General features: G+C 40.1%; 16 protein-coding genes. All 16 read left to right on the top strand.

Translation table 11 applies throughout. From position 1 onward, the window contains the following. Nucleotides 1-92: 92 nt before the first annotated feature. The 16 genes from QN089_RS05835 to QN089_RS05910 all read left to right on the top strand — a co-directional run bounded on the left by QN089_RS05835 (nucleotide 93) and on the right by QN089_RS05910 (nucleotide 17098). Nucleotides 93-467 carry a (2Fe-2S) ferredoxin domain-containing protein gene (locus QN089_RS05835; protein ID WP_068453943.1) on the top strand — a complete coding sequence of 125 codons (375 nt, stop codon included), beginning with the start codon at nucleotides 93-95 and terminating at the stop codon, nucleotides 465-467. Continuing rightward, the gene (gene cobJ / locus QN089_RS05840) at nucleotides 467-2098 is read left to right on the top strand and encodes a precorrin-3B C(17)-methyltransferase (protein ID WP_285216233.1); all 1632 of its coding nucleotides are present in this window, start codon (nucleotides 467-469) and stop codon (nucleotides 2096-2098) included. The genes QN089_RS05835 and cobJ overlap by 1 nt, the downstream gene beginning before the upstream one ends. Before the next feature lie 11 nt (nucleotides 2099-2109). Continuing rightward, complete coding sequence (locus QN089_RS05845; protein ID WP_285216234.1) at nucleotides 2110-3033, top strand: sirohydrochlorin chelatase; 924 nt, start codon at nucleotides 2110-2112, stop codon at nucleotides 3031-3033. After that, nucleotides 3030-3785 carry a precorrin-6A reductase gene (gene cobK / locus QN089_RS05850; protein ID WP_285216417.1) on the top strand — a complete coding sequence of 252 codons (756 nt, stop codon included), beginning with the start codon at nucleotides 3030-3032 and terminating at the stop codon, nucleotides 3783-3785. The genes QN089_RS05845 and cobK overlap by 4 nt, the downstream gene beginning before the upstream one ends. A 2-nt stretch (nucleotides 3786-3787) precedes the next feature. After that, complete coding sequence (locus QN089_RS05855; RefSeq protein WP_068453937.1) at nucleotides 3788-4483, top strand: precorrin-8X methylmutase; 696 nt, start codon at nucleotides 3788-3790, stop codon at nucleotides 4481-4483. Continuing rightward, a complete protein-coding gene (locus tag QN089_RS05860; RefSeq protein WP_121176835.1) occupies nucleotides 4483-5595 on the top strand; it encodes a cobalt-precorrin-5B (C(1))-methyltransferase in 1113 nt (370 codons plus the stop codon). Before QN089_RS05855 ends, QN089_RS05860 begins: the two co-directional genes overlap by 1 nt. After that, complete coding sequence (gene cbiE / locus QN089_RS05865) at nucleotides 5579-6784, top strand: precorrin-6y C5,15-methyltransferase (decarboxylating) subunit CbiE (protein ID WP_285216235.1); 1206 nt, start codon at nucleotides 5579-5581, stop codon at nucleotides 6782-6784. Before QN089_RS05860 ends, cbiE begins: the two co-directional genes overlap by 17 nt. A 1-nt stretch (nucleotide 6785) precedes the next feature. Next, entirely contained in the window at nucleotides 6786-7484 is a 699-nt protein-coding gene (gene cobI / locus QN089_RS05870) for a precorrin-2 C(20)-methyltransferase (RefSeq protein WP_082701434.1), read from the top strand. Further along, nucleotides 7484-8260 (top strand): precorrin-4 C(11)-methyltransferase, encoded by a 777-nt coding sequence (gene cobM / locus QN089_RS05875; RefSeq protein ID WP_068453932.1) that lies wholly within the window; start codon nucleotides 7484-7486, stop codon nucleotides 8258-8260. The genes cobI and cobM overlap by 1 nt, the downstream gene beginning before the upstream one ends. Then, the gene (locus QN089_RS05880) at nucleotides 8260-9393 is read left to right on the top strand and encodes a cobalt-precorrin 5A hydrolase (protein ID WP_068453931.1); all 1134 of its coding nucleotides are present in this window, start codon (nucleotides 8260-8262) and stop codon (nucleotides 9391-9393) included. The genes cobM and QN089_RS05880 overlap by 1 nt, the downstream gene beginning before the upstream one ends. Then, nucleotides 9390-10766: a cobyrinic acid a,c-diamide synthase CobB gene (locus QN089_RS05885; protein ID WP_285216236.1), complete on the top strand. Its 1377-nt coding sequence runs from the start codon at nucleotides 9390-9392 to the stop codon at nucleotides 10764-10766. Before QN089_RS05880 ends, QN089_RS05885 begins: the two co-directional genes overlap by 4 nt. Further along, nucleotides 10745-11521, top strand: a complete 777-nt coding sequence (gene cobA / locus QN089_RS05890) for a uroporphyrinogen-III C-methyltransferase (protein ID WP_087682528.1) — start codon at nucleotides 10745-10747, stop codon at nucleotides 11519-11521. The genes QN089_RS05885 and cobA overlap by 22 nt, the downstream gene beginning before the upstream one ends. After that, nucleotides 11499-12059 carry a nitroreductase family protein gene (locus QN089_RS05895; RefSeq protein WP_068453927.1) on the top strand — a complete coding sequence of 187 codons (561 nt, stop codon included), beginning with the start codon at nucleotides 11499-11501 and terminating at the stop codon, nucleotides 12057-12059. The genes cobA and QN089_RS05895 overlap by 23 nt, the downstream gene beginning before the upstream one ends. After that, nucleotides 12059-12595 carry a cob(I)yrinic acid a,c-diamide adenosyltransferase gene (locus QN089_RS05900; RefSeq protein WP_068453926.1) on the top strand — a complete coding sequence of 179 codons (537 nt, stop codon included), beginning with the start codon at nucleotides 12059-12061 and terminating at the stop codon, nucleotides 12593-12595. Before QN089_RS05895 ends, QN089_RS05900 begins: the two co-directional genes overlap by 1 nt. 13 nt (nucleotides 12596-12608) lie before the next feature. Continuing rightward, nucleotides 12609-14108: a cobyric acid synthase gene (locus tag QN089_RS05905; RefSeq protein ID WP_285216237.1), complete on the top strand. Its 1500-nt coding sequence runs from the start codon at nucleotides 12609-12611 to the stop codon at nucleotides 14106-14108. A gap of 122 nt (nucleotides 14109-14230) precedes the next feature. Next, nucleotides 14231-17098, top strand: a complete 2868-nt coding sequence (locus QN089_RS05910; RefSeq protein WP_285216238.1) for a leucine-rich repeat protein — start codon at nucleotides 14231-14233, stop codon at nucleotides 17096-17098. The last annotated feature ends 192 nt before the right edge of the window (nucleotides 17099-17290 follow it).

The raw sequence follows: 17290 nt of genomic DNA on the forward strand, positions 1-17290 counted from the left end.
TTTAGGATGTTCAACCTCTATTCGCCTAGAATAGAGGTTTTTTGTTTGCGCAAAAGCGGATCGTTCGGATACATACGAGGGGGATGTTAGACATGACAACTTGGAATTTGAATGGTGTGCAATCACACGTATTAATTTGTAATGGTAGTAGCTGCATGCGTAAAGAGGGAGAAGAAATTACACAAAAAATTCGCGCAGAAATTACAGCGCGTAACTTGGATGAGCAAATTCATACATCACGTACACGTTGTAATGGACGTTGTAAAGATGCATGTGTCGTTGTGCATTATCCAAAGGGCGATTGGTATAGCATTACGTCGGAAGAAGAAGCGACACGCTTTGTAGCGCAACTTGCAGGCGAGCAAAAAACGGTTGTACCGCGTATTACATTTGAAAATGGCGCGTTCGTTCGTAATGAAGATACACCAGCGATTAAGGGGATTTCAAAAGTGAAGGAGGAAGTTTAATGACACAACAAGGAAAATTGTATGTCGTTGGCTTCGGTCCTGGAGACTTTCAGCATATTACGAATCGTGCAGTAGAAGTATTAAAATCATGTGACGTTGTCATCGGTTATAAAACCTATGTCGATTTGATTCAAGATTTAATTACAGCGACAGCCGTAATTAGTACAGGGATGACAGAAGAAGTGTCGCGTGCGCAAGAAGCAGTAAAACAAGCAGAGGCAGGTAAGTCTGTTGCCGTTATTTCAAGTGGCGATGCAGGTGTGTATGGTATGGCAGGACTTGTGTACGAAGTGTTAATTGAACAAGGTTGGACGGAGAAAACAGGTGTACCGATTGAGATTGTGCCAGGAATTTCAGCTATTAATTCATGTGCATCATTACTAGGCGCACCCGTCATGCATGATGCTTGTACGATTAGTTTGAGTGACCATTTAACACCATGGGATCTAATTGCAAAACGAATTGAAGCAGCTGCGATGGCAGACTTCGTTATTGCTTTTTATAACCCGAAAAGTGGTCGTCGTACACGTCAAATTGCGGAAGCACAGCGCATTTTACTGATGTATCGTCATCCAGATACGCCTGTAGGTCTAGTGAAAAGTGCTTATCGTGAGACGCAGCAAATTCAGATGACGACATTACAGGATATGTTGGAACACGATATTGGGATGTTGACGACCGTTGTCATTGGGAATTCGTCGACATTCATGTATGACGGGAAGATGATTACACCGCGTGGTTATCAGCGTAAATATACACTTGGTGAAGAAAAACAACCGTTAAAGCCACATCAGCGTTTGAAAAAAGAAGCAGAACCATGGGCGATGGATCAGGAAACAGGAAAGTCATACGAGCCACAAGCAATTGCTACAGTGGAGCCGAAAAAGCTTGAAGTAGATACGTTAGCACTTGCAGAGGAAGTGCTTGGCTATCTTGGTGGAACCGTTGTTGAACCGAAACAATATGTTCACCAGAAGATGGAGGCAATTTTCGAGTTTGCGGTCAGCCCAGGCGTAGCGAATAAGAAGATTACACCACAGCAAATGCTTGTATTGGCTGAAGTAGTTGGTGAAAAAGGTTCGATGGAATATACGCCAGACCATGAATTTATTCTTCGTATTCCAACCACATCACCTGAACGTATTACCGATCGTTTGCGAGAAGTCGGTCTCATAATCGCACCGGTTGGCGATGTTGTGAAAATGAAGGCATGTGATTTCTGTGACGGTGAAAAAGCCGATGCGATTCCATATGCAGATGCACTGCAAGAGGCATTTGGTGGAATGAGCTTACCGAAAACATTAAATATTGGTTTTAATGGCTGCGGAATGGCTTGTTATAAAGCAGTGATGGATGATATCGGAATTGTTTACCGAAAAGGTGCATTCGATGTCTTTATCGGCGCAAAACCTGTCGGACGGACAGCGCACCCGGGTCAACCTGTAGTTGAGGGACTAGACAAAGAACAGTTAGTACCTCTTGTAGAATCGATTATTCAAGAATACAAAGCAAATGCGCATCCGAATGAGCGCTTATTCAAATATTTTAAACGTGTGAAGAAGATTGGAAACTTTATTTATCAAGATCTCACACCAAAAATCAAAATTGCCCCTGCACCTTGTGGGGATTAGGAGTGTTGAAGATGAAAACAGCAGTATTAATCGTAGGTCATGGTAGTCGTCTACCAGCAGGAAATGAAGAAGTACGTCAATTTGCAAAGCGTATTGAAGCGCAATTACCAGAACAATTATTAGTGGAAACATGTTTTTTAGAATTTGAAAGTCCAAATATTGCACAGGGAATGAAGGCGTGTGTCGAGCGCGGCGCACAAAAAATTATTACGATTCCAATTATGCTTTTACAAGCAGGGCATTCAAAAATTCATATTCCAATGGCGATTGATGAAGCGAAAGAATTGTATCCACATGTATCGATTACATATGGTCGTCCATTAGGCATTCACCCAAGTTTAATTGATATTTTAGAGTACCGTTTAGCAGAGAGTGGTTTTGTAAAAGACGAACAAGATGAAGATACGACGGTCTTATTAGTAGCACGCGGCGGTAGTGATTTAGATTCAAATAGTGATGTTTATAAAATCGCGCGCTTATTGTCAGAGCAAATTGGTGTGCGTAATGTAGAGCCTGCATTTATGGGTGTGACCTATCCAACAGTGGATGAGGGGATTGCGCGTTGTGAAAAATTAGGTGCGAAAAAAGTATATATGCTACCGTACTTCTTATTTACAGGTATCTTAATGGAGCGCATGACTGATTGGAAAGCGCGCTATGATACGGAATACGATATGGATATTACATTATGCGAATACTTTGGCTACCATTCATTACTTGAAAAAGTAGTAATTGAGCGTATTGAAGAGGCATTAGCTGGCGATGTGAAAATGAACTGCGATACGTGTACATATCGTATTAATGCATCTGAATTTGTCGACCATCATCACCATCACGACCACGACCATGATCATGGGCATCACCACCATCATCACGATCATGACCACAACCACAGTCATGACCATGCGCACGACCATAAGGAAGTGCATCAATAATGTTTTTTCTAGCAGGAACGAGTGATGCGCGTGCGCTAGCTGTTCGATTGAATAACCATCACGATGTTTTAGCAACAGTAGTGACGGATTCAGCGGCTGCGAGTTTACAAGCAGAGGGAATTGCGACACATGTCGGGCGCTTAACAGCAGAAGAGATGGCTGAAAAAGTGACAGCACGCGGTGATCAAATCATTGTCGATGCAAGTCATCCCTATGCAGAAGAAGCATCAAAAAACGCACAACAAGCGGCACAGTTAGCAGGTGTCCCGTATTGTCGCTACGAACGGATGTCTGAAGATTATGAAAATGACTTGATTACAGTTGTTGAAACATATGAAGAAGCAGCGCTTGAAGCGAAAAAGCGTAAAGGGAATGTGATGTTGCTGACAGGGAGTAAGACGCTACAGATTTTCACGAAGCATTTACTTGGTGAAGAAGAGATTACATTAATCGCACGCATGTTACCGCGCATTGACAATATGGAAAAATGCGAAGCACTTGGTTTACCGCAAAAGCAGATTATTGCGATGCAAGGACCGTTTACAGCAGAGCTAAATACGGCGTTATACAAACAATACGATACGACATTGATGATTACGAAAGAGAGCGGGAAGGTTGGTTCGGTTGATGAAAAAATCACGACAGCTTTAGCACTTGGAATTGAAGTGATTTTGATTGCACGTCCGAAAATGGATTATCCGAATATGTTCCGTAACTTTGATGATATTGAGCAATTTATAGGAGGCATTTGATCATGACAAATGAGCAACAAGAAAAAGAATTATTTATTAATACCGACAACTTTAATACGGATTTCACACCTTTAACAGTAGAGCCGAACCGTATTTATGAATATAGTTTTGAAACGATTTTAGAAGAATATGGTCCGCATGATTATTCAGAAGATGAGTGGTCAATTATTCGTCGTATCGTGCATGCATCAGCCGATTTTGAATTAGGAAAAAGTGTCATTATTCATCCAGATGCGATTCGTGCAGGTATTGAATCGATTCGTGCTGGACGACCTGTGATTGCAGATGTACAGATGATTCAAAGTGGTTCAGGTCGTAAACGATTCCAAAAACATGGTGGCGACCTATATTGTCACATTGCAGACGAAGATGTATCGAAAATGGCGAAGGAACATAATACGACGCGTGCGATTATTTCGATGCAAAAAGCAGCGCGCTTACATGAAGGTGGTATTTATGCGATTGGGAACGCACCAACTGCACTACTAGAACTGATTCGTCTCATTCGTGAAGGAATTGCAAAGCCCGATTTAATCATTGGTATGCCGGTTGGTTTCGTGTCAGCAGCTGAATCAAAAGAGGAATTATCGAAAGTGACAGAAGTGCCTTTCATTACGAATTTAGGTCGTAAAGGCGGTAGTACGGTAACCGTTGCGGCACTAAATGCGATCTCGATTTTAGCTGATCGCCAAGACTAATGGAAAAGAAGAAGAAAAAAGACCCGAAAGATATGCGCCATGGCTATACGACAGGCGCATGTGCCACTGCAACAACGAAAGCAGCTCTAATTGCTTTACTTTCGGGTGAAGAACAAGAATCGGTGACGATTTTTTTACCGGTTGGAAAATATGCCACATTTACGATGGAGCATACCGTACGAGAAGGAGAGGCTGTTCGTTGTGGCACGATTAAAGATGCAGGAGATGATCCTGATGTGACGCATTTAGCACTGATTGAATCGACTGTATCTTTTATTGAAGGTGATGCCATCGTTTTAGATGGTGGTGTCGGTGTGGGACGTGTAACAAAACCAGGGCTTCCTGTGCCTGTTGGAGAAGCAGCGATTAATCCTGTACCGCGTAAAATGTTAGAGGAAGTTGTGAAAGAGACACTCGAACATTTCGGCGTGAAGCGAGGTGTGAAAGTCGTCATCTCGGTTCCAGCTGGTGAGGAGTTGGCGAAAAAGACATTGAATGGTCGCTTGGGAATTGTCGGTGGTATTTCCATCTTAGGAACGAGAGGAACCGTTGTACCGTTTTCAAGTGCAGCTTATATGGCGAGTATTGCTGAAGCTGTTAGTGTTGCACATGCAGCAGGACAAAAACATTTGATTTTAACGACAGGTGGACGGAGTGAGCGCTATGCGATGGCGCTTTTTCCTGATTTAGCTGAAGAATGTTTTATTGAGATGGGTGATTTTGTCGGTCATGCATTGAAGCACTGTAAAATACATGACATTCCGCAAGTGACATTGGTCGGTATGATGGGGAAATTCTCAAAAGTGGCACAAGGGGTCATGATGGTTCACTCGAAAAGCGCGCCAATTAACTTTGAGTTTTTAGCAGACCTTGCAGCAGAGAGTGGTGTACCGCCCGCATTACAAGAAGAAGTGAGGCATGCGAATACGGCTTCGCAAGTAGGCGAGATTATGCTAGAACATGGCTATCAAGCCTTTTTTGATCGTCTTTGCATGGCGTGTTGCCATGCGTCGATTCAACATGTGAAAGGAAACATCAATGTGAGTACCTACATTTATTCAATGAAGGGCGAGCAATTAGGAAGGGCTGAACAAATTGACAGCATCGATTAAATTAATCGGGATTGGTGATGGGGGAAAAGCTACCTTAAACCAACAAACAACCGAATGGATTGAACAAAGTGATGTATTAGTCGCAGGTGAGCGTGTTCTTGCCTTTTTCGATACATATGAAGGACAAAAAATCGTCATTAAAGGCGGTTTAAAACAAGTTGTGGAACAGATTCAAGCAGCTACAGGTAACATTGTCGTACTAGCTTCAGGCGACCCTCTTTTTTACGGAATTGGACAATATCTTTCGAACAAAATGCCATTAGAGATTTATCCGCATGTGAGTTCTGTTCAACTTGCATTTGCACGTTGTCAAACGAGCTGGCAAGATGCAAAAGTGATTAGCTTGCATGGGCGTTCAATAAAAGGTCTTGCTCAAAAGATGAATGGTGAAAAGAAAGTGGCGCTTTTAACAGATGAAGTGAATTCACCGAATGCCATTGCACAGTATTTACTTGATTTTGGCTTCCATGAATATCGTGCTTTTGTCGCTGAAAATTTAGAAGGTGTGGAGGAACGCTGTCGTCATTTCACATTAGAAGAGATGAAAGAAGCAGCGTTTTCGCCACTGAATGTGGTCATTTTAATCGCACAGGAAACACCGCATGTATGGCCGCTTGGTATTGAAGATGAGGAATTTTCACAGCGCAAGCCAGATAAAGGGCTGATTACGAAAAAAGAGATTCGTGTGTTATCCATTCAACAATTAAATGTGAAGCCAGATTCGATTATTTGGGATATTGGCACATGCACAGGTTCGATGGCGATTGAAGCAGGACGTATTGCAAAAGAAGGAGCAGTCTATGCGATTGAGAAGAATGAGCCTGATTTAGCAAACTGTCTTGAAAATCAGAAGAAATTTCGTGTAGATGTGACGGCGATTCATGGGAAAGCACCTGAGCGTTTAGACGAATTTCCGAATCCAGATGCGGTCTTTTTAGGCGGTACAGGCGGAAATATTCGTGATTTATTGACGATTTGTTCAGAACGCTTAAATGAAGGTGGGCGCATCGTTTTAAATGCGACAACAATTGAAAATTTAGCGAAGGCCGTTGAGATTTTTAAAGAATTGGGTCTACACGTACATATTATCCAAGCGCAAATCGCACGTAGTAAGCCGATTTTGGATATGACACGTTTTGTTCCACTCAATCCAATCTTTATTATTACAGCGAGCAAGGGGGAAAATTAAGATGGCAACATTGTTCGGCTTAGGGGTAGGTCCAGGAGATCCCGAATTAATTACAGTGAAAGCTTTTCGTGTGATGAAAGAGTCACCGGTCATTGCCTATCCAAAGAAAATGAAGGGCAAAAAAAGTTACGCACAGCGCATTGTTGATGTCTATGTGAATGGCATGGATAAGGAGATGCTTGGGCTTGTGTTCCCAATGACAAAGCATCAGGAAACATTAGACCGCGAATGGAATAAAGCAGTTGATGAAGTATATGCGCGTATTGCGGAAGGAAAAGACGTAGCATTCGTAACAGAGGGCGACCCAATGCTCTTTAGTACGTTCATTCACTTGATGACATTGATGCAAGAACGTCATCCAGATGTCGACATTCAAATGGTTCCAGGGATTTCATCATTTAATGCCTCTGCTTCAAGATTAGGTATTCCACTTGGTGAAGGAGACGACCATATCGCGATGATTCCAGCAGTCGACGATTATGACGCGATGCGTCGCGCGATTGAAAATCATGATGCCATCGTCTTTATTAAAGTGGCAAAAGTAATTGATTTAATGCTTCAAGTGTTACGTGATTTAGACTTATTAGACCGCGCACATGTGGTCACAAAAGTAACGTCCGATGAAGAAATCATTTGGAAAACATCTGAACTTGATGGTGTCGAGCTTGAATATCTTACATTAATGGTGGTGCGTAAATAATGAAAAAAATTTATATTGTTGGTGCAGGTCCAGGAGATCCTGATTTAGTAACAGTAAAAGGATTACATATTATTCAAACAGCTGATGTTGTGATGTATACAGATTCTTTAGTGAATCAAGAATTAATTGCGAAGGCTAAGCCAGAAGCGGAAGTTGTGAAAACAGCAGGTATGCATTTAGATGAGATGGTACAAGCGATTGTCGATCGTGTAAATGAAGGGAAAGTGGTGGCACGTGTTCACACAGGAGATCCAGCGATGTACGGTGCAACGATGGAACAGATGGCGATTTTACAGCAACATGATATTACATGCGAAATTATTCCGGGTGTGAGTTCTGTATTTGCGTCTGCTGCAGCAGTAGGAGCCGAGTTAACAATTCCTGATTTAACACAGACACTGATTTTAACGCGTGCAGAAGGTCGTACTCCTGTACCTGAATTTGAAAAATTACGTGATTTAGCAAGTCATCATTGTACGATTGCACTATTTTTAAGTGCGACATTAACGAAGAAAATCGTGCGTGAATTACAAGATGCAGGTTGGTCGGATGATACGCCAATCGCAGTAGTACAACGTGCAACATGGCCAGACCAAAAGATTGTACGTACGACATTAGTGAATTTAGATGAAGCGATGCGTACGAACGGAATTCGTAAACAAGCAATGATTTTAGCTGGTTGGGCATTAGATCCACATATTCATGAAAAAGATTATCGTTCGAAATTATATGATAAAACATTTACGCATGGTTTCCGTAAAGCGGTGACAGAGTAATGGTCATCGAGTTACGTGACGATGTATTAGCGCCAATTGAAGTGAAGCATCCGTATGCGATTGTCGCAATTACTAAGCATGGTGTGGAAATTAGTCGTAAACTACACGCGGCATTGCCAAACACAGATGTCTATTATATGAGTAAGTTTGAACGTGGTGATGAGCGCGCGCATAATGTTCAATTATTTAGCGGCAGCGTGCGCATGTTATTCCCAGCATTATTTAAGCATTATCAAGGTATTATCACCATTATCTCACTCGGTGCAGTCGTACGAATGATTGCACCTGTGTTAGTCGATAAAAAGGTCGACCCAGCTGTCGTTGTCATCGATGACCGCGGTGAGAATGTCATCAGCATGTTATCAGGGCATCTTGGCGGTGCAAATGCTTTAACGCATACGGTAGCAGAAGCTCTACAAGCGAATGCGATTATTACAACAGCATCCGATGTTCAAAAGACCATTCCAGTTGATTTATTCGGTGCGAAATTTGGCTGGCAGTGGGACTCTGATACACATTTGACACCTGTATCAGCTTCAGTTGTCAATGAGGAACATGTGGCGATTGTACAAGAGACAGGTGAAAAAGATTGGTGGATGCATGATACACCGATGCCGACGAATCTAAAACAATATGACACGATTGCAGAAGCGATGGATGCAAAACCACAAGCAGCACTTGTAATTACACATCGCCTCTTACAACCAGATGAACTGATTGAAAATGCGGTCGTCTACCGTCCGAAATCATTAGTCATTGGTATGGGGTGCAATCGTGGTACATCAACAGAAGAAGTAGAGCAAGTCATTCAAGAAACATTACAAGAACTCGGTTTATCCATCAAAAGCGTGAAGGCACTTGTGACATTTGAATTGAAAAAAGATGAGCCTTGCTTCCATGAGGTTACGTCAAAATATGACTGGGAATTTAAGTGGTATTCAAAAGACGAGTTGAATGCAGAACAAGTGACAGCACCTTCGGATACGGTCTTTAAATATACAGGTGTTTACGGAGTAAGTGAACCAGCTGTACGTCGTTATAGTGGGAACAGTGAACTATTATTAGTGAAGAAAAAATCAGGAAATACAACCATTTCGGTTGCGGAAATTGTTTATGAGGATGTGAGAGAATGAATCGTTTTGTCATCGCAGGGACGAATAGTGGTGTAGGAAAAACAACACTTACGATTGGTTTAATGGCAGCATTACAAAAAAAGGGTTTGACGGTACAGGGATTTAAATGTGGCCCCGACTATATTGACCCATCATTCCACCAAGCTGTAACAGGTAGAACATCGCGTAATATTGATAGTTTCATGTTTGAAGAAGACGTTGTAAAAGACATCGTCATGCGTGCAACTGCATCAAGTGATGTCGCGATTATTGAAGGTGTTATGGGATTTTATGATGGGAAAAATCCATTGTCAGACGTGGGTTCAACAGCGGACATTGCAGCGATTACAGAATCGCCTGTTATACTCGTTGTGAACTGTGCTGCGATGGCAAGAAGTGCAGCTGCGATTGTGAAAGGGTTCCAACTTCTATCGAACCGACCGAAGATTGTTGCGGTCATTGCGAACCAAGTGGGAAGTGTAAGTCATTTTCAAATTGTGAAAACAGCAATCGAAGCAGAATGTCGTATTCCGGTCATTGGCTATATGAAGAAACAGCCTGATTTACATATGCCAAGTCGCCATCTAGGGCTAATTCCTGCTTTAGAACGCGGTGAGATGCAAGATTATTTTGATCAATTAGCTACGCTTGTAGAAGAAACGATTGATCTCGATCAATTATTAGATGTAACGAAGGCCGCGCCATTAGCTGTAACATCTTCTGTTTTTACAAAACAAACTGAACAGACTTGTACCATCGCAGTCGCAAAAGATGCAGCATTTAACTTTTACTATGAAGAAAATTTAGAGCTTTTACAGGCAAATGGGGCCAATCTCGTTTATTTTTCACCTTTAGCAGATGAGGAAGTGCCAGTAGAAGCAGATGGTCTATATATTGGCGGGGGCTTCCCAGAAGAATTTGCGGAGAAACTTTCAAAGAATGAACGCGCAAAACAATCCATTCAATCATTCATTGCTTTAAAACGCCCAACCTTTGCTGAATGTGGAGGCTTTATGTATTTAACAGAAGCGATTGAAACATTGGACGGAGAACATTTTGACATGGTCGGTGCCATTCCAGGATGTACGAAGATGCAAGGAAAACGTGTGGCGCTCGGTTACCGAGAAATCTATGGCAAAAAAGATAACTTTTTAATTAAAGAAGGTATGGTTGCAAAAGGACATGAATTCCACTATTCAACATATGAAGGGGAAAGTGAAAACCATGCATATGATACGAAGGGGAAATTCAAAGCAAAAGGCGAAGGTTATTTACGTGACAATATCGTTGCGGGCTATACACATTTTCACTTCGCGTCAAATCCAGCAGTAGCAGCACGCTTTGTTAGCGCATGCTCGGAAAGGAAGGTCTTATGTACGGAAAAGTCTATTTAGTAGGTGCGGGGCCTGGCGATTTAAAGTTAATTACAGTAAAAGGACTGGAATGTGTACAGGAAGCAGATGTCATTGCATATGACCGATTAGTGAATAAAGAGTTATTGAAATATGCTAAACCAGGTGCTGAATTGATTTATTGTGGTAAAGAACCCGGTCGTCATCATTTTATTCAAGAAGAAATTCATGCATTACTCGTTGAAAAGGCGAAAGAGGGAAAAGTAGTGACCCGTTTAAAAGGCGGTGATCCATTCGTATTCGGACGTGGTGCAGAGGAAGCGCTCGTACTACGACAAGAGCAAATTCCATATGAAGTCGTTCCAGGTATTACAGCGGGAATTGCAGCGCCAGCTTATGCAGGAATCTCAGTGACACATCGTGAAATGGCATCAAGTTTTGCGATTATAACAGGGCATGGGCGTGATTCAAAAGGACAAGATACGATTCAGTGGGAACATATCGCAACAGGTATTGATACACTTGCTTTTTATATGGGTGTTGGGAATTTACGTTATATTTCCGAACAGTTAATAAAACATGGTCGACCTGCTACAACACCGGTTGCCATTATCGAAAAAGGTACAACAGCTGAACAGCGTACGATTGTATCCACATTGGAATGTATTGCAGATGAAGCAGTCGAACAAAATATTAAAAATCCAGCGATGGTGCTCATTGGTGAAGTAGCAAGCTTACATGAAACACTCGCATGGGTAGAGGAGGAACAACAATATGTCAGTCATTCAGTCTATTAAAGAAAGACGTGCGATTCGAAATTATACAACACAACCTGTAGAACGTGAAAAAATCGAACAATTAATTGAAGTGGGAACATATGCACCAACGGATCGTTTGCGCGAACCATGGCATTTTTATGTTTTTGGTGAAGAAAAGAAACAAGCATATGAACAACTAGCAACAACATACTTAGAAGAACGTTTTCCAACGAAGCCACATTTAGTTGAAAGCTCACTAAAAGTCGTGCGTACAACACCGGTTGTCATCGTTGTAACATCGAAGGCTGTTGAAGGCGATGCAGATGCGACAATGGACGACCTTTGTGCAACAAGCTGTGCCATCCAAAATATGTGGTTAGCGGCATCTGAACTCGGTCTTGGGTTTGTATGGCGTACACGTGGTGTCGGTCTTGTACATGATGAACGTTTACATACATTTATTGAAGCTTCGTCTGATGAACGAATCATCGGGACGATTTTTATTGGTTATCCAGAAGGCGATACACCAGAACCGACAAAACGCACACCAGCTGTAGAAAAGACGACGTGGTTATAATGGCAAGACAGGGATTATTCTTACTCTATACAGGTGATGGCAAAGGGAAGACAACTGCCTCTTTAGGTGTGACATTACGTGCGATTGGTCGTGGATTAAGCGTTACGTATTTACAATTCATTAAAAATCCAGACCGTACATATGGCGAAAAGCTCGCTTTAGCGAAGCTGGGTGTTGAGATGAAGCAGATGGGCATTGGTTTTACATGGACGAAAACACCAGAAGAACATCGCGAAGCACTGAAAAAAGCATGGGCTTTAACAAAAGAGAAGCTACAAGATGATACAATTGATGTACTCGTATTAGATGAATTAAATAATGCACTCGCAATTGATCGTTTTCCGATTGATGACGTACTACCACTTGAAGAAGTCGTCGAAGCCATTCGAAATCGTCCGAAAACGATGCACCTTGTCGTAACAGGTCGCAGTGCAAAGCAACCATTAATTGATTTAGCTGATCTTGTATCCACAATTGAACCAACAAAACATTATTATGATGAAGGTATTCCAGCAGTGAAAGGACTTGAATTTTAAAGGGGGAATGACGATGCCAGCAAAAGCAGTCATGATTCAAGGAACGTCATCGGATGTGGGAAAAAGTATGTTGGCGACAGCTCTCTGTCGTCATTTTTCAAATGCAGGTTATCGCGTCGCACCATTCAAATCACAAAACATGGCACTGAATTCCTATGTAACTGTGAGTGGTGGCGAGATTGGTCGTGCGCAAGGGGTGCAAGCAGAAGCAGCGCGCGTCGAAGCGACAACGGATATGAACCCAATTCTGTTAAAGCCAAAGCAAGATATGATGTCTGAAATTATCGTACATGGAAAACATCATCTCAATATGACAGCTAAGTCGTACCGCAATGATTTTGTTGATGAGGCATTACCCATTGCAGTAGAAGCAGTGCAACGTCTAAAAGAATCCTATGATGTTATTGTTTTAGAGGGTGCTGGAAGTCCAGCCGAAATTAATTTAAAAGCACGTGACATTGCCAACATGAAGATGGCACATGCGGCAGATGCAGCTGTCATCTTAGTGGCTGATATCGACCGCGGTGGTGTATTCGCTTCAATCGTCGGAACACTCGCATTACTTGATGAAGACGAACGTGCGCGTGTAAAAGGCATCATCATTAATAAGTTTCGTGGCATGAAAGAATTACTAGATGATGGTTTAGAATGGCTAGAGCAGTATACAGGTATTCCCGTTCTCGGTGTCGTTCCATATATGGATGTACAGATTGAAGCAGAAGACTCACTCGCCCTGTCAGCACTACGTTTAAAACGCCCGAAAGACAATGAATTCGACTTAGATGTTGCAGTCATTCAATTACCACGCATTTCGAATTTCACAGACATCGACCCGCTCATGGACGAACCAGGTGTTGGCGTACGTTTTGTGAAAACAGTCGCAGAATTGAAAAATCCCGATGTCATTATTATACCGGGAACAAAAAATACGATTGACGACCTCGCATGGCTGCGTGCGCAAGGTTTTGAAGAAGAACTGACGACGCGTGATGTCGCCATTGTCGGGATTTGTGGTGGTTATCAAATGTTAGGGCAGTCTTTATATGACCCTGATTTTGTGGAGGGGAATGTAGACTATACAGAAGGTCTTCGTTTATTACCGATTGAGACGACTTTTGTCGGTGAGAAGAAGACTGTTCAAAATAGCGGCATTCGTTTTGGCACAAATGAACGTCTAACAGGCTATGAAATTCATCTCGGACGTACAAAACATACACATCTCTGTGAGCCATTTCTTCTATTAGATGATGGACGAACAGATGGAGCAGTTGTTGGACGTATTCTTGGCACATATTTCCACGGAATCTTCCACAATCGCACATTTACACGCCAAATGGTCAATGAATGGCGAATTTATAAAGGACTTGCGCCACTCGATGCAGCTGTAAAATCAGAAAAAGAATTACGTGAACACGCCTATAATGTAGCAGCCGAACAATTTGAACAAGCAGTCGATTTAGAAAAATTGTATGAAATAATGGGGTTAGAACGTGTTGCTACAATAAGTGAATAAAGATGTAACCAGAACAAAGTTTAATATGTTCTGGTTTATTTTTGTTAGTATTTTGATTTATTTACGTATATTTAAATGAAAAATGGTATGATGTATGAGGTTTTAAAAGGAGGAAGAAATAAATGATTAAAAAAATAGGTTTATCGATGGTTTTATTCATCATGGCTACACTTATTTTTACACCAAAAATATTTGCTAATGAACAAGACTATACATATATTATTGAAGATGATGCTATTACAATTACAGGATATATAGGAAAAGAAAAAAATATTCAAATTCCATCAAAAATCAATGGTATGCCTGTAAGGAAAATAGGGGAATTAGCTTTTGCACATAAAAATATAGAAGCAGTTTCTTTTCCAAGTACAGTAGAAGTTATTGAACGTGCGGCGTTTTTTTCGAATGAACTTCAGACATTAACGCTACCGAATACTATAAAAGAAATAGGCGAAAGTAGTTTTGATTATAATCATATAGCGGAAGTGAAATTATCAAATCAATTAAAAGAAATCCCAAAAAGCGCATTTAGTTCGAATCGTTTAATAAAAGTTGATATTCCTAATTCAGTAAAAATAATTGGTTCGTCTGCATTTGAGCGTAATCGATTGACAACAGTGAAATTGTCTAATCAGTTAGAGATAATTGGTGATCGAGCTTTTAAATCAAATTATATGAAGCAAGTACAACTACCAAAGACTCTGTATAAGATTGGGAATTTTGCATTTGAATATAATCAACTAAAAAGTCTGATTATACCTAGTAAAGTCACAACAATTGGTCGTAATGCATTTAAATTAAATCAATTAGAAACAATCTCACTTTCAAACAGCGTTCAACAAATTGGAGAGTCTGCTTTTGCAAGTAATCGATTAAAAGAAATAACGCTTCCTCAATCACTTCAAGTAATTGAGAAAAGTGTGTTTCATAAGAATCAACTTACAAAAGTAGTTATAAATGAACATATTAAGACAATTCAGAGTGGTGCTTTCAGTGACAATCACCTTACGACATTTGATTTATCGCATGTTCAAGAAATAGGTGCAGGTGCATTTAGTAGTAATAAATTAAAAACAGTTAATTTAGCGCATATGACGTCTGTTGGTTCACATGCTTTTGAAAAGAATCAAATTGTTAATTTCATCTTACCAACTAATATGACGAAAATACCGGACTCTTTATTTGAAAATAATAAATTAAAAACCCTTCAATTGTCTGAGAAAATCACAGAAATAGGTGCAAGTGCATTTGCAGCGAATTATTTATCGCAAATTCAGTTAAGTAACGAAATGCATACGATTGGTTCTCGAGCATTTAAAGATAATCAACTTACAAATATAGACTTACCATTAAAGCTTAAAAAATTAGGTGAAAGCTCATTTAAAAATAATCATTTGACTACAGTTGTGGTACCAGAAGGGCTTCAAAAAATTGGATCTAACGCTTTTGAAGAGAATCAGTTAAAACATGTTACATTACCCGATAGTTTAGAAGTCATCGATTATGCTGCTTTTCAAGAAAATTTAATAGAAACCATACAATTGCCAGAAGGAATTAAACAAATTGATTCGTATGCTTTCTCAAATAATCAATTGAAAAAGCTAAAAATCCCATCTGCAATGATTAAAATTTCTTCAGATTCCTTCTCGAAGAATCAGCTTAAGACTTTAACAATTCCTAAAAATATTCAAGTCATAGATTTAAGAGCTTTTAAACAGAATCAACTACAGAATGTGACGATTGAAGAAGGCATAAAAGTATGGGGAGAAGAAGCACTTTCACAAAACCCTATTGAAAAAATCACATTTTCAGCAGACGAAATGCCTACATTTGAAAAAGCAATGTCGCAACAGAATCAGATGACAAAAATGGATGGGAACATGTTAAAAGGTCATATTGCTTGGATGACGGATGAACAGTTAACAACGAAGTGGGATGGCAAAACTGCGAATACAACTATTTATCGCAAATGGGGTTATTTACCAGAAATCAAAGGATTAGAAGATGCCTATGTGACAATAGGAGAAGATTTTGATTTCCTAAAGGATGTTGAAGCTTTTGATGTAGAGGATGGCAATCTTACGCAAAAAATCACGTGGGACGTAAACAGCCTATATAAAAGTAAAATCGGCAATTATACCATTCAATATGTTGTTAAAGATTCAGATGGTCTCGTTCGCTTTTATAATCGTAAATTGAATGTTGATACGAACACAAAACCAGTGATTACAGGTAAATCAAAAGAGATTATTCCATACAATAAGTATTTTGATCCGTTCGAAAATGTACAAGTAACTGACCAAGAAGATGGGAATTTACAAGAAAAAACGACTGTGACAGGGTGGGACTTTGACACAACGAAGCCGGGTATTTATAAACTCACATATCGTGTGAAAGACGCACGTGGAAACGAAGCTGTGTTTTATAAAACGGTTCATGTTAAGCCGTATAAAGTGTATTGGAATAAACAAACATCAGCAACAGCGAGGACGATTCCTGTAGCTTGGGATCAAGTAGTCGGCGCAAGTGGATATGAGGTGTTGTTATATAATCGTAATGGAAAGTATTTACGAAAATATGATACCAAAAAAACAGTTTATACATTTAAAGAATTAGAGCCATTAACTTACTATTCCTTCCGCGTGCGTGCATATAAACAAGTAGGATCACAGCGCATCTTAGGTGATTTATTTATAAAAGAGCGTATTGTCACAGCGCCAAGTGCACCAAAGATTCAATGGAAGAAGTTAAAAAATGATTATCGAATTACATGGCCCCGTAATGCAAATGTTTCATTATATAAAATACAATGTAGTACATCGAAAACATTTAATAAGAAGTATACAAGAACGTTAAATTCAAATAAACCGCTTGTGTATGTAGGTGATCCAAAGAATAAAAAAACGTATTATGTACGTGTTCAAGCTATCAAATATTATAAAAATCGACAATATACTAGTGCGTGGAGTCAAGTAAAGGTATTAAAATAGAATAAGTTTTCAAAAATTATCATAATGAATAGAATCCCGTATAAATCTAATCGTTATACGGGATTTTTATATATAAAAATATGATGTTAAGAACTTTTAAAGTCATAAAAATACTATATAAAAATAGGTGTAAGTTGAAAATGACTAAAAAAAGAAAAAGTTGTCAAAAATGAAACAAATAAAGGTTTAAAA

The organism is Kurthia sp. YJT4 (assembly GCF_030219945.1).
Taxonomy (GTDB): domain Bacteria; phylum Bacillota; class Bacilli; order Bacillales_A; family Planococcaceae; genus Kurthia; species Kurthia gibsonii.